This is a genomic window from Acinetobacter sp. WCHAc060042, from assembly GCF_003231195.1.
Taxonomy (GTDB): Bacteria; Pseudomonadota; Gammaproteobacteria; order Pseudomonadales; family Moraxellaceae; genus Acinetobacter.
In genome coordinates, this window is the sequence record NZ_QKVN01000142.1 from 1 (window position 1) to 376 (window position 376).

General features: G+C 46.8%; 1 protein-coding gene. It reads right to left on the minus strand.

Features of this window, described 5'->3' with window-relative positions; genetic code table 11:
• Positions 1 to 376 (minus strand): EF-Tu/IF-2/RF-3 family GTPase (locus DPG01_RS18625; protein ID WP_265735894.1); only part of this gene is annotated, 376 nt, incomplete at both ends.

Sequence of the window (376 nt, forward strand, 5' to 3'; positions counted from 1 at the left end):
CTTAGTACCACGTAGAAGAACACCACAGTTCTCGCCCGCACGGCCTTCGTCTAGAAGTTTACGGAACATTTCTACGCCAGTAACTGTTGTTACTTGTGTATCACGGATACCAACGATTTCAACTGATTCGCCTACTTTCACAATACCAGTTTCTACACGGCCAGTTACTACTGTACCACGACCAGAAATTGAGAATACGTCTTCGATTGGCATTAAGAATGCTTGGTCGATTGCACGTACTGGCTCTGGAATGTAAGTGTCAAGCGCGTCAACAAGCGCAACAACTGCTTCTTCGCCATACTGACCAGCGTCACCGTTAAGTGCAAGAAGAGCTGAACCACGGATAACTGGAGTGTCATCACCTGGGAAGTCATAA